The sequence below is a fragment of the Octadecabacter sp. B2R22 genome (genome assembly GCF_018861045.1).
Taxonomy (GTDB): domain Bacteria; phylum Pseudomonadota; class Alphaproteobacteria; order Rhodobacterales; family Rhodobacteraceae; genus Octadecabacter.
Genome location: NZ_JAHKQJ010000003.1, coordinates 1 through 13,800, shown reverse-complemented (window position 1 = coordinate 13,800; position 13,800 = coordinate 1). Strand labels below are relative to the sequence as shown.

8 protein-coding genes are annotated in these 13,800 nt (G+C 54.0%); all 8 read left to right on the top strand.

Going from position 1 to position 13,800, the window contains the following annotated elements; genetic code table 11:
- Positions 1-96: 96 nt before the first annotated feature.
- The gene (gene rpoB, locus KO486_RS02415) at positions 97-4,239 is read left to right on the top strand and encodes a DNA-directed RNA polymerase subunit beta (protein ID WP_216035657.1); all 4,143 of its coding nucleotides are present in this window, start codon (positions 97-99) and stop codon (positions 4,237-4,239) included.
- 56 nt (positions 4,240-4,295) lie between these two features.
- Positions 4,296-8,549, top strand: coding sequence for a DNA-directed RNA polymerase subunit beta' (gene rpoC / locus KO486_RS02410; protein ID WP_216035656.1), 4,254 nt, complete (start codon positions 4,296-4,298; stop codon positions 8,547-8,549).
- Positions 8,550-8,721: 172 nt separating this feature from the next.
- Complete coding sequence (locus KO486_RS02405; RefSeq protein WP_216035655.1) at positions 8,722-9,075, top strand: hypothetical protein; 354 nt, start codon at positions 8,722-8,724, stop codon at positions 9,073-9,075.
- A 148-nt stretch (positions 9,076-9,223) separates the two neighbouring features.
- Positions 9,224-10,126 (top strand): DMT family transporter, encoded by a 903-nt coding sequence (locus KO486_RS02400; RefSeq protein WP_216035654.1) that lies wholly within the window; start codon positions 9,224-9,226, stop codon positions 10,124-10,126.
- A 258-nt stretch (positions 10,127-10,384) separates the two neighbouring features.
- Positions 10,385-10,756: a 30S ribosomal protein S12 gene (rpsL, locus tag KO486_RS02395; RefSeq protein ID WP_049833279.1), complete on the top strand. Its 372-nt coding sequence runs from the start codon at positions 10,385-10,387 to the stop codon at positions 10,754-10,756.
- 12 nt (positions 10,757-10,768) lie between these two features.
- Positions 10,769-11,239, top strand: coding sequence for a 30S ribosomal protein S7 (rpsG, locus tag KO486_RS02390; protein ID WP_216035653.1), 471 nt, complete (start codon positions 10,769-10,771; stop codon positions 11,237-11,239).
- A gap of 15 nt (positions 11,240-11,254) precedes the next feature.
- Positions 11,255-13,372 (top strand): elongation factor G, encoded by a 2,118-nt coding sequence (gene fusA / locus KO486_RS02385; protein ID WP_216035652.1) that lies wholly within the window; start codon positions 11,255-11,257, stop codon positions 13,370-13,372.
- Between the two features lie 75 nt (positions 13,373-13,447).
- Positions 13,448-13,800: GTP-binding protein (locus tag KO486_RS02380; protein ID WP_216035651.1), on the top strand; the 353-nt coding region annotated here is incomplete at its 3' end.

The following is a 13,800-nucleotide window of genomic DNA, read 5'->3' as shown; positions in this document are numbered from 1 at the left end:
GCGAGAATGGACCCCTTTTTTGTCGTCTCGTATGGTCGCCCGTGCAGTCGCCCAACTGTTCGTGCGCCGGTGAGAATTTGAAAGGTGTCCAACCAAATGGCGCAAACGTTCCTCGGTCAGAAACGTCTCCGTAAATACTACGGTAAAATCCGCGAAGTCCTCGACATGCCGAACCTCATTGAGGTTCAGAAATCATCCTATGATCTGTTCCTGCGCTCCGGCGACAGTGACACGCCGCTCGACGGCGAAGGCATCAAAGGTGTTTTCCAGTCGGTCTTCCCAATTAAAGACTTTAACGAAACTTCTGTTCTCGAATTCGTAAAATACGAGCTCGAAAAGCCGAAGTACGACGTTGAAGAGTGCCAGCAGCGCGACATGACATATGCCGCACCGCTTAAGGTCACTCTCCGTCTGATCGTGTTTGATGTGGATGAAGACACTGGCGCGAAGTCGGTTAAGGACATCAAGGAACAAGACGTGTTCATGGGCGATATGCCTTTGATGACGCCAAACGGTACGTTCGTTGTGAACGGTACTGAGCGTGTAATCGTTTCCCAGATGCACCGCTCGCCAGGCGTTTTCTTTGACCACGACAAAGGCAAAACACACAGCTCGGGTAAGCTGTTGTTCGCATGTCGTATCATTCCTTACCGTGGTTCTTGGTTGGATTTCGAATTCGACGCCAAAGACCTCGTGTTCTGCCGTATCGACCGTCGCCGCAAATTGCCGGTAACGACGCTTCTATACGCGCTTGGTCTCGACCAAGAAGCGATCATGAACGCCTACTACGACACGGTTGACTACACATTCGACAAGAAGGCGAAAGCTTGGAAAACCAAGTTCTTCCCAGAGCGTGTGCGCGGTACGCGCCCAACGTTCGACCTTGTTGACGCAAAGACTGGCGAAGTGATTGCCGAAGCGGGCAAAAAAGTTACGCCACGTGCTGTTAAGGCGCTGATTGACGCTGGTGAAGTCACTGAACTGCTCGTTCCTTATGAGCAGATCGTTGGCAAATTCGCAGCCGAAGACATCATCAACGAAGAAACCGGTGCGATTTACGTCGAAGCCGGTGACGAGTTGACGCTGGAGTACGACAAAGCAGACGAATTGATCGGCGGTACGCTGAAAGAGCTCGTTGATGCTGGCGTTAAAACGATCCCAGTTCTGGACATCGATAACGTCAATGTTGGCCCATACATGCGCAACACAATGGCGGCAGACAAAAACATGGGTCGCGAAACTGCGCTGATGGATATCTACCGCGTTATGCGTCCGGGCGAGCCGCCCACCGTTGATGCCGCTTCCACATTGTTTGACAGCTTGTTCTTCGACTCTGAGCGTTACGACCTGTCCGCCGTTGGTCGCGTTAAGATGAATATGCGTCTTGCTTTGGATGCCGAAGACACAATGCGCACATTGCGCAAAGAAGACATCGTATCCTGCATCAAAGCGCTGGTTGAACTGCGCGACGGCAAGGGCGACGTGGACGACATTGACCACCTTGGTAACCGTCGTGTGCGTTCCGTTGGCGAGCTGATGGAAAACCAGTACCGTGTTGGTCTGCTCCGCATGGAGCGCGCCATCAAGGAGCGTATGTCCTCTGTCGAAATCGACACTGTGATGCCGCAGGACCTGATCAACGCGAAACCAGCTGCTGCTGCGGTTCGTGAATTCTTTGGTTCCTCGCAGCTGTCTCAGTTTATGGACCAAACCAACCCGTTGTCCGAAGTCACGCACAAGCGCCGCTTGTCCGCGCTTGGGCCAGGTGGTCTGACACGTGAACGTGCTGGTTTTGAAGTACGTGACGTTCACCCAACGCACTACGGTCGTATGTGTCCGATTGAGACACCGGAAGGCCCGAACATTGGTCTGATCAACTCGCTCGCGACTTTTGCCCGCGTCAACAAGTACGGCTTCATTGAAACACCGTATCGGGTTGTCACAGACGGAAAGGTTACGGACGAAGTTCACTACATGTCCGCGACCGAAGAAATGCGTCACACAGTGGCGCAGGCCAACGCGAACCTGAACGAAGACATGTCTTTCGTGAACGACCTCGTGTCCACACGTCAGAACGGTGAATACACACTCGCTCAGAACTCATCTGTTGATCTGATCGACGTTTCGCCAAAGCAGTTGGTCTCCGTAGCGGCCTCCTTGATCCCGTTCCTTGAAAACGATGACGCCAACCGTGCCTTGATGGGTTCGAACATGATGCGTCAGGCGGTTCCACTGCTTCAGGCAGAAGCTCCGCTTGTTGGTACTGGTATCGAAGAAGTTGTTGCACGTGACTCTGGCGCTGCGATCATGGCGAAACGTGGTGGTGTCATCGACCAAGTTGATGCGACACGTATCGTTGTTCGCGCGACGTCTGACCTCACCGTTGGTGACCCTGGCGTTGACATCTACCGCATGCGCAAGTTCCAGCGTTCCAACCAAAACACCTGCATCAACCAGCGCCCGCTGGTGAAGGTTGGTGACACGGTTCTTAAGGGCGAAGTTATTGCTGACGGTCCATCCACGGATATCGGTGAACTCGCACTTGGTAAAAACGTGGTCGTCGCGTTTATGCCTTGGAACGGCTACAACTACGAAGACTCCATTCTGATCTCCGAACGCATCGTGCGTGACGACGTATTCACATCGATCCACATCGAAGAATTCGAAGTCGCAGCGCGTGATACGAAGCTCGGCCCAGAAGAAATCACACGCGATATTCCAAACGTCGGTGAGGAAGCCCTGCGCAACCTCGACGAAGCGGGTATCGTTTACATCGGTGCAGAAGTTGAACCGGGTGATATTCTTGTTGGTAAGATCACGCCAAAAGGCGAAAGCCCGATGACGCCAGAGGAAAAACTCCTCCGTGCCATCTTTGGTGAAAAAGCGTCTGACGTTCGTGACACATCCCTGCGCGTTAAGCCTGGTGATTTTGGTACGGTCGTTGAAGTTCGTGTGTTCAACCGCCACGGCGTTGAAAAAGACGAACGTGCGCTTCAGATCGAGCGTGAAGAAGTCGAACGTCTTGCACGTGACCGCGACGATGAGATGACGATCCTTGATCGCAACATCTACGCGCGTCTCAGCTCTATGATCACAGGCAAAACAGTTGCCAAGGGTCCAAAGGGCATCAAAACAGGCGCAACAATCGATGCAGCGATGCTCGAAGAGTTGCCACGCAGCCACTGGTGGCAGCTGGCTCTGAAAGAAGAAGACGACGCACAGATCGTTGAAGCCCTCAACGAACAGTACGAAGCGCAGAAGAAACTGCTCGACGCACGGTTCGAAGATAAGGTTGAGAAAGTGCGCCGCGGCGATGATCTGCCTCCGGGCGTGATGAAGATGGTTAAAGTCTTCGTTGCGGTGAAGCGTAAGCTTCAGCCGGGCGATAAGATGGCAGGTCGTCACGGGAACAAAGGTGTTATTTCCAAGGTTGTACCAATGGAAGACATGCCGTTCCTGCAAGACGGTACACCAGTCGACTTCTGTCTGAACCCACTCGGCGTTCCATCCCGTATGAACGTTGGTCAGATTCTGGAAACTCACATGGGTTGGGCCGCACGCGGTCTCGGCATTGAGATCGACGAAGCGCTCGGTGAATACCGTCGTAACGGTGATCTCTCACCAGTGAAGGAAGCCATGAAGATTGCTTACGGCGAGGATGTTTATTCTGAGGGCGTGGCTGACATGACCGACGATGAACTGATCGAAGCCGCCGGCAACGTCACACGTGGTGTTCCAATCGCGACGCCTGTCTTTGACGGCGCGAAAGAAGCAGACGTTAACGACGCGCTGACACGCGCAGGGTTCGACACATCCGGTCAATCGGTGCTGTTTGACGGCCGCACGGGTGAGCAATTCTCCCGTAAGGTCACAGTGGGCGTTAAGTACCTGCTGAAACTGCACCACCTTGTCGATGACAAGATCCACGCACGTTCCACAGGGCCATACTCCTTGGTCACGCAACAGCCGCTGGGTGGTAAAGCCCAGTTCGGTGGTCAGCGTTTCGGGGAAATGGAAGTCTGGGCACTAGAGGCATATGGCGCGGCATACACGCTGCAAGAGATGCTGACAGTGAAATCCGATGACGTGGCTGGCCGGACGAAAGTCTACGAAAGCATCGTTAAGGGCGAAGACAACTTTGAAGCTGGCGTGCCAGAATCCTTCAACGTTCTCGTGAAAGAAGTACGGGGCCTCGGCCTCAACATGGAACTCCTGGATGCCGCAGAGGACGACGAATAGGGCCTCGGCCCTATTCCTCACCACCCTCTTAACGCACCCAATTCAAGGAATTGAAGATGAACCAGGAACTGACAAACAACCCGTTTAACCCGCTCACACCGGCAAAAACGTTCGACGAAATCAAGGTCTCTTTGGCCTCTCCAGAACGGATCCTGTCGTGGTCCTTCGGTGAGATCAAAAAGCCGGAAACCATCAACTACCGTACGTTCAAACCAGAACGCGACGGCTTGTTCTGCGCACGTATTTTTGGGCCAATCAAAGACTACGAATGCCTGTGCGGCAAATATAAGCGCATGAAGTATCGCGGCGTTGTCTGCGAGAAATGTGGTGTTGAAGTTACGCTTCAAAAAGTACGCCGTGAGCGTATGGGCCACATCGAACTGGCCGCACCTGTTGCGCACATCTGGTTCCTGAAGTCCCTGCCATCCCGCATCGGCCTGATGCTGGACATGACTTTGCGTGACCTTGAACGCATCTTGTACTTTGAAAACTACGTTGTGATCGAACCGGGTCTTACAGACCTGACATACGGTGCCTTGATGACTGAGGAAGAATTCCTCGACGCACAAGACGCCTACGGCATGGACGCATTCACCGCGAACATCGGTGCTGAAGCGATCCGCGAAATGCTGGCTGCAATCGACCTCGAAGGCGAAGCTGAAATGCTGCGTGAAGAGCTGAAAGTTGCGACTGGCGAATTGAAGCCAAAGAAGATCATCAAGCGTTTGAAGATCGTTGAAAGCTTCATCGAGTCCGGCAACCGTCCTGAATGGATGATCCTGACCGTTGTGCCTGTGATCCCACCAGAGCTGCGCCCACTGGTGCCGCTGGATGGTGGTCGTTTCGCAACGTCTGACCTCAACGACCTTTACCGTCGTGTGATCAACCGGAACAACCGTCTCAAGCGTCTTATCGAACTGCGCGCACCTGACATCATCGTTCGCAACGAAAAGCGGATGTTGCAGGAATCTGTTGACGCATTGTTCGACAACGGCCGTCGTGGCCGCGTGATCACTGGCGCCAACAAGCGCCCGTTGAAATCACTGTCTGACATGCTGAAGGGTAAGCAAGGTCGCTTCCGTCAAAACCTTTTGGGTAAGCGCGTCGACTTCTCCGGTCGTTCGGTCATTGTGACCGGTCCGGAACTGAAGTTGCACCAATGTGGCTTGCCCAAAAAGATGGCTTTGGAACTGTTCAAACCGTTCATCTACTCGCGTCTCGAAGCCAAAGGCCTGTCTTCCACAGTGAAGCAAGCCAAGAAGCTCGTTGAAAAAGAGCGTCCCGAAGTTTGGGATATCTTGGACGAAGTGATCCGTGAACACCCTGTCATGCTGAACCGTGCGCCTACGCTGCACCGTCTTGGTATTCAGGCGTTCGAACCTGTTCTTATCGAAGGTAAAGCCATCCAGCTGCACCCGCTTGTATGTTCTGCGTTTAACGCTGACTTCGACGGTGACCAAATGGCTGTGCACGTTCCACTGTCCCTTGAGGCACAGTTGGAAGCGCGCGTTCTGATGATGTCCACGAACAACGTTCTGTCACCTGCAAACGGCGCGCCGATCATTGTTCCGTCACAGGATATGATTTTGGGTCTGTACTACACGACCATCGAACGCGAAGGCATGAAGGGCGAAGGCATGGTCTTCTCCGACATCGAAGAAGTTGAACATGCTTTGGCATCTGGTGAGCTGCACCTGCACGCGAAAATCCAAGCCCGCATTCCGCAGATCGACGCGGAAGGCAACGAAGTCATGCAGCGTTTTGAAACGACTCCTGGTCGTGTTCGCCTTGGCGCACTATTGCCATTGAACAACAAAGCGCCGTTCGAACTGGTGAACCGCCTTCTGCGTAAGAAGGAAGTTCAGCAGATCATTGATACGGTCTACCGTTACTGTGGTCAGAAAGAATCTGTCATCTTCTGTGACCAGATCATGACTATGGGCTTCCGCGAAGCGTTCAAGGCTGGCATCTCGTTCGGTAAGGACGACATGGTTATCCCTGACACGAAGTGGACTTTGGTCAACGAGACACGCGATCAAGTTAAAGATTTCGAACAACAGTACATGGACGGCCTGATCACTCAGGGTGAAAAGTACAACAAAGTTGTCGATGCTTGGTCAAAGTCGAACGACAAAGTTACTGACGCTATGATGACAACCATCTCGACCACTGGTCGTGCGGAAGACGGTTCTGAAAATGAACCAAACTCTGTTTACATGATGGCTCACTCCGGTGCGCGTGGTTCCGTAACACAGATGAAACAGCTGGGCGGTATGCGTGGTCTGATGGCCAAGCCGAACGGTGAAATCATCGAAACGCCGATCATCTCGAACTTTAAAGAAGGCCTGACCGTTCTCGAGTACTTCAACTCGACACACGGTGCTCGTAAGGGTCTGTCCGATACCGCGCTTAAGACAGCGAACTCCGGTTACCTGACACGTCGTCTGGTGGACGTTGCACAAGACTGCATCGTGCGCCAAGTCGATTGTGGAACGGATATGGCCATCACCGCAGAAGCAGCTGTTAACGATGGTGAGGTTGTTGCGTCCTTGTCCGAACGCGTCTTGGGCCGTGTGTCCGCTGACGATGTTCTGGTTCCGGGTACGGAAGACGTGATCGTCAAAGCCGGTGAGCTGATCGACGAACGCTCTGCTGATGCAATCGAAACAGCCGGCGTTGCCAAGATGCGCATCCGCAGCCCACTGACATGTGAAGCTGAAGATGGCGTTTGTGCAATGTGCTACGGTCGTGACCTTGCACGCGGTACACGGGTTAACATCGGCGAAGCTGTCGGCATTATTGCTGCGCAGTCCATCGGTGAACCTGGTACACAGCTGACAATGCGTACATTCCACATTGGTGGTGTTGCGCAGGGTGGCCAACAGTCCTTCCTCGAAGCATCCGCGGACGGTAAGGTCGAACTGCGCAACGCTCAGCTCCTCGAAAACGAGTTTGGTGAGCAGGTTGTTATGGGCCGGAACATGGTTCTCGCGATCATGGACGAAAACGGTGAAGAACTTGCCAATCACAAGGTCGGCTACGGTTCTAAAGTCTTCGTCAAAGACGGCGCGAAAATCGCTCGCGGCGACAAGATGTTCGAATGGGACCCCTTCACACTGCCAATCATCGCAGAGAAGGCCGGTACGGTTAAGTTTGTTGACCTCATCAATGGTATCGCAATCCGCGAAGACACCGATGAAGCAACAGGCATGACGCAGAAGATCGTTACTGATTGGCGTTCTGCGCCAAAAGGCAACGAGCTGAAGCCGGAAATCCTGATCGTTGGTGCCGACGGCGAACCTGTTCGCAACGAGGCAGGCAACCCTGTGACCTACCCTATGTCTGTCGACGCCGTTCTCTCGATCGAAGATCAGCAAGAGATCAAAGCCGGTGACGTTGTTGCGCGTATCCCGCGTGAAGGCGCCAAGACCAAGGATATTACCGGTGGTCTGCCACGGGTTGCGGAACTCTTTGAGGCACGCCGCCCTAAAGACCACGCGATCATTGCAGAAAACGATGGTTATGTTCGCTTTGGTAAGGACTACAAAAACAAACGTCGTATCGCGATTGAGTCCGCTGAAGATCCGGATATCAAGGTCGAGTACATGGTACCGAAGGGCAAACACATCCCAGTGCAGGAAGGCGACTTCGTGCAAAAGGGCGACTACATCATGGACGGCAACCCAGCGCCGCATGACATTCTCGCCATTATGGGTGTCGAAGCCTTGGCTGACTACATGATCGACGAAGTTCAGGACGTTTACCGTCTTCAGGGCGTGAAGATTAACGATAAGCACATCGAAGTTATCGTGCGTCAGATGCTCCAGAAGTGGGAAATCTCTGACAGTGGTGAAACGACACTGCTTAAGGGTGAAAACGTCGACAAGGCCGAGTTTGACGAAGCAAACGCAAAGGCGATTGCCCGTGGTGGTCGTCCTGCACAGGGTGAGCCGATCCTTCTCGGGATCACCAAGGCGTCCTTGCAAACGCGTTCCTTCATCTCTGCGGCGTCCTTCCAGGAAACAACGCGAGTTCTTACGGAAGCATCCGTACAGGGCAAGCGCGACAAACTGGTCGGTCTCAAAGAGAACGTCATCGTGGGTCGCTTGATCCCGGCAGGTACAGGTGGCGCAACACAGCGCGTCACACGTATCGCAGGAGAGCGTGACAACGTGGTCATTCAGGCCCGTCGTGAAGAAGCAGAACAAGCCGCCGCATTGGCCGCGCCAGCTGCAGCATCTGACGATGTTGTGGGTGGGGATGCGTTCGACACGATCGTTGTAGACACACCTGAAAGCCGCGACGAGTAAGATCGTCTCAGCATGAATTGAAAAAGGCCGCCGGAAAATCCGGCGGCCTTTCTTGTTTGCGACCGGCAGGATGACTTAACGTTAGCCAAACATTTTTCGACGGAGCCTACATTTCTTTGCGTATCACGTTTTGCATCCAGATTGACGGGGTGCGAAACAGGAAAGAAAAAACATGACACGTACGACAGGCCCAATCCTCACGTTCGCACTTGCCGCGGGCATCATCGCAGCGCCATTCATGGCGACTGCGCAGAACCAAGACCGCCCACAGCGTGGGCCTGACATTGCCGCAATGGCGACTGACCTTGGTGTAACCGAGGCCGCTCTGGAAACATGTATGCCGCGCCCAGAACGCGGTGAGCGCCCAGAGCCTGGATCTCAATCTTCTACACAACAAGAACGCCCAGCGGGCCCGGATGCCGCAGCTATTGCGTCTTGTCTTCAGGAAGCCGGTGCAGGTTTGACACAGGCACAGGTCGACGCCGTTCTTGAAAGCCATGCGCCAGAACGCCCAGAGCGCGGCTAACCAATAGGTCAATCTACCCCACAGATCTGACCTTAGGGGGAAACTCCGACGAAGGCGGTGCGGTTTTTCCGCGCCGCCTTTTTTGTATCGTATTAGCCATCCGATTTAGGGGATGGACCGACCGAGCGCGGAGTGCCACACCCGTCCTATGACCCTTTCAGACAACATGCGTGCAGCTGCGATGATGTCGGCCTCAATGGCCGCCTTTACAATCAATGATGTGCTTATGAAACTCGCCGCGCCGAACCTGCCTTTCTTTGAGCAGATATTCCTGCGCGGCGTTATGATCTCACTTGGGCTGTTTGTGCTGGCCGCGATGTGGAGGCAGCTCCAATACAAGCTCAGCCCGCAAGACCGCGCACTGACTGTCTTGCGGACGCTTGCCGAGATCGTCAGCACGGTCTTCTTTCTCAAGGCCCTCATGAATATGCCCATCGCCAACCTCTCCGCGATCCTTCAAGCGCTTCCCTTGACGGTGACACTGGCGGCGGCCTTGTTTTTCCGAGAACAGGTCGGGTGGCGGCGCATGGTAGCCATCGCGGTTGGCTTGGTCGGTGTCACGATCATCATTCGGCCCGGCGCGGAGGGCTTCAGTGCCTATTCTCTCTATGGTGTCGCGGCGGTTGTTGGTGTGACGGTCCGTGATCTTACGTCGCGCAAGCTGTCCAAATCTGTCCCCTCCAGCCGTGTCGCATTGGCGGCGGCAATTGGGGTGACAACGATGGCGGCGATTGGGTCCGCAGTAACGGGTGAACACTGGGTCATGCCGGATCTTCGCGCATGGAAACTGATTGCCGGCGCGGCATTGTGTCTGATGATCGGCTATACGGTGTCGGTTGCTGCAATGCGCATCGGCGAGATCGGGTTTGTCGCGCCGTTCCGGTATGCGTCACTCATCGTTGCACTGCTGCTCGGGCTGTTCGTCTTCAAAGAATGGCCAGATGGGTGGACGCTTGTCGGCGCGGGGATCGTCGTCGCGACGGGGCTTTTCACGTTATATCGCGAGCGCAAGTCAGCGACAGCATCACCGCCGGGCGTGCGCATCCGCTAGGCGCTGTTGACAGCAAAAACGAGTCAACCTATAGAGCGCTCACTTGGCAGGGGTTTGTCCCGTGTCAGGCATCATAATCGTCGTGGTCAAGATCCGGCCTACTATTGGTCCGATCCTCTGTAACCCAACCGCTCCGTAGCTCCGGTAAGGCTACGCCAGCGGGTTTTTTGCGCTTTTTGGACGCAAGAGGCGCTTGAGAATTTAAACCGGCGGACCACAGGGTTCGCTACACATGTGTAGGAAGTAGGACAAAACCTAATGCCAACGATTCAGCAGTTGATCCGGAAACCCCGGCAGCCAAAACGTCGAGTGTCGAAATCACTCCACCTTGAAGGCAACCCGCAAAAGCGCGGCGTTTGCACACGGGTTTATACAACTACCCCGAAAAAACCGAACTCCGCGATGCGTAAGGTTGCCAAAGTGCGCCTGACCAACGGGTTCGAAGTAATTTCGTACATCGGTGGTGAAAGCCACAACCTTCAGGAGCACTCTGTGGTTCTGATCCGTGGCGGTCGTGTAAAAGACCTTCCCGGCGTTCGCTACCACGTTCTGCGCGGCGTACTCGATACGCAAGGCGTTAAGGACCGTAAGCAGCGCCGTTCGAAGTATGGCGCCAAGAAGCCGAAGTAAGGGAAACAGAATATGTCACGTCGTCACGCCGCTGAAAAGCGCCAGATCCTTCCCGATGCAAAATTCGGTGATAAGGTTCTCTCTAAGTTCATGAACAACCTCATGATCGACGGTAAAAAATCCGTCGCTGAGCGTATCGTTTACAACGCGTTCGATCGCGTTGAAGACAAGTTGAAGAAAGCTCCTGTGGAAGTGTTCCACGAAGCTCTCGACAACATCAAACCAAACCTCGAAGTTCGTTCCCGCCGTGTTGGTGGTGCTACGTACCAGGTTCCAGTCGAAGTTCGCCCTGAGCGCCGTGAAGCTCTGGCAATTCGCTGGTTGATCGCGGCTGCCAAAGGCCGCAACGAGAAGACTATGGAAGAGCGCCTCGCAGGCGAGCTTGTTGATGCGGTCCAAGGCCGCGGCACAGCCGTTAAGAAACGCGAAGACACTCATAAAATGGCCGATGCTAACAAAGCATTCAGCCACTACCGCTGGTAATAGGAAGCAACCAATATGGCACGCGACTATCCACTCGAACGCTACCGTAACTTTGGTATCATCGCGCACATCGATGCGGGTAAAACCACATGTTCCGAGCGTATCCTGTTTTACACAGGCAAATCCCACAACATCGGCGAAGTCCACGACGGCGCAGCAACGATGGACTGGATGGAACAGGAGCAGGAACGGGGTATTACAATTACCTCCGCTGCGACGACGACATTCTGGGAACGCACAGAAGACGGCGCTACGCCAGATTCTGAAAAGCACCGCATGAACATCATCGACACACCAGGCCACGTTGACTTCACAATTGAAGTTGAACGTTCTTTGGCTGTTCTCGATGGTGCTGTAACCGTTCTTGACGGTAACGCCGGTGTTGAGCCTCAGACAGAGACTGTTTGGCGTCAGGCTGACCGTTATAAAGTTCCACGTATCGTGTTCGTTAACAAAATGGACAAGATCGGCGCGGACTTCTTTAACTGCGTTCACATGATCGAAGACCGTACAGGCGCGACTGCAATTCCAGTCGGCATCCCAATTGGTGCCGAAACTGAGCTCGAAGGTCTGATCGACCTCGTGACCATGGAAGAGTGGCTGTGGCAGGGCGAAGACCTTGGTGCATCTTGGATCAAAGCACCGATCCGCGCTGAACTTCAGGACCAAGCCAACGAATGGCGTGGCAAAATGGTCGAAGCTGCCGTCGAAATGGACGACGACGCGATGATGGAATACCTGGAAGGCAACGAGCCTGACGTTCCAACACTGCGCGCATTGCTCCGTAAGGGCTGCTTGGCACTTAAGTTCGTTCCAGTTCTCGGTGGTTCTGCATTCAAGAACAAAGGCGTTCAGCCTCTGCTCAATGCGGTTATCGACTATCTTCCGTCCCCACTGGACGTTGTTGACTACATGGGCTTTGCGCCTGGTGACGAAGAAGAGACACGTAACATTGCACGTCGCGCTGACGATGACATGCCGTTCTCTGGCCTCGCGTTCAAAATCATGAACGACCCTTACATGGGTACATTGACTTTCACACGCATCTACTCCGGTAAGCTGGAGAAGGGCGATACGTTGATGAACACAACTAAGGGCCGCAAGGAACGCATCGGCCGTATGGTTATGATGCACTCCAACAAGCAGGACGAAATCACCGAAGCATTTGCTGGTGACATCATCGCGCTTGCGGGTCTGAAAGACACGACAACTGGTGACACTTTGTCTGATGACAAAGAACAGGTGGTTCTGGAAACGATGACGTTCCCGGATCCGGTTATCGAGATCGCTGTTGAGCCTAAGACAAAAGCCGACCAAGAGAAAATGTCTCTCGGCCTGCAGCGTCTGGCTGCCGAAGATCCATCCTTCCGCGTGGAAACTGACCTCGAATCTGGTCAGACCATCATGAAAGGCATGGGCGAACTTCACCTCGACATCTTGATTGACCGCCTTAAGCGTGAATTCAAAGTTGAAGCGAACATCGGTGCACCACAAGTTGCTTACCGCGAGACCATTGGTCACGAAGTCGAGCACACTTACACGCACAAGAAACAATCTGGTGGTTCCGGTCAGTACGGCGAAGTGAAAATGCTCATTTCCCCAACCGAAGCTGGCGAAGGATACTCCTTCGAATCCAAGATTGTTGGTGGTGCTGTTCCAAAGGAATACATCCCAGGCGTCGAAAAAGGCATCCTGTCCGTTATGGACAACGGTCCTTTGGCTGGCTTCCCTGTGATCGACTTCAAGGTTCAGCTGCTTGACGGTAAGTTCCACGACGTTGACTCGTCCATCATGGCATTCGAAATCGCTGCACGTATGTGTATGCGTGAAGGCATGCGCAAAGCGGGCGCGAAACTTCTCGAGCCAATCATGAAGGTCGAAGTTGTGACACCGGAAGAATACACCGGCGGCATCATTGGTGACCTGACTTCACGTCGCGGTCAGGTTCAGGGTCAAGATACTCGCGGTAACGCGATTGCCATCGACGCGTTCGTACCTCTTGCGAACATGTTCGGCTACATCAACACCTTGCGCTCCATGTCCTCTGGTCGTGCGAACTTCACTATGCAGTTCGGTCACTACGATCCGGTTCCAAGCAACATCTCTGACGAGATCCAGGCAAAATTCGCATAAGTCCGGTGGGCCTTCGGGCCCACCGCACCCCCACAATACGATGCATTGCATCGGCTACATACCAAGGAGGCCATCATGGCTAAGGAAAAGTTTGAACGTAATAAACCGCACGTTAACATCGGCACAATCGGCCACGTTGACCACGGCAAGACGACACTGACAGCGGCGATCACCAAGTATTTCGGTGACTTCCAGGCGTACGACCAGATTGACGGCGCGCCAGAAGAAAAAGCACGTGGGATCACGATCTCCACAGCGCACGTTGAGTACGAAACAGAAGCACGTCACTACGCGCACGTTGACTGCCCAGGCCACGCTGACTACGTCAAAAACATGATCACTGGTGCTGCTCAGATGGACGGCGCGATCTTGGTTGTGAACGCAGCAGACGGCCCAATGCCACAGACGCGCGAGCACATCCTGCTTGG

What these genes read in the sequence shown, in the direction of transcription:
- rpsL (WP_049833279.1), top strand. Translation starts at nt 10,385, where the DNA reads ATGCCAACGATTCAGCAGTTGATCCGGAAACCCCGGCAGCCAAAACGT.
- fusA (WP_216035652.1), top strand. Translation starts at nt 11,255, where the DNA reads ATGGCACGCGACTATCCACTCGAACGCTACCGTAACTTTGGTATCATC.
- rpoC (WP_216035656.1), top strand. Translation starts at nt 4,296, where the DNA reads ATGAACCAGGAACTGACAAACAACCCGTTTAACCCGCTCACACCGGCA.
- KO486_RS02400 (WP_216035654.1), top strand. Translation starts at nt 9,224, where the DNA reads ATGACCCTTTCAGACAACATGCGTGCAGCTGCGATGATGTCGGCCTCA.
- KO486_RS02405 (WP_216035655.1), top strand. Translation starts at nt 8,722, where the DNA reads ATGACACGTACGACAGGCCCAATCCTCACGTTCGCACTTGCCGCGGGC.
- rpsG (WP_216035653.1), top strand. Translation starts at nt 10,769, where the DNA reads ATGTCACGTCGTCACGCCGCTGAAAAGCGCCAGATCCTTCCCGATGCA.
- rpoB (WP_216035657.1), top strand. Translation starts at nt 97, where the DNA reads ATGGCGCAAACGTTCCTCGGTCAGAAACGTCTCCGTAAATACTACGGT.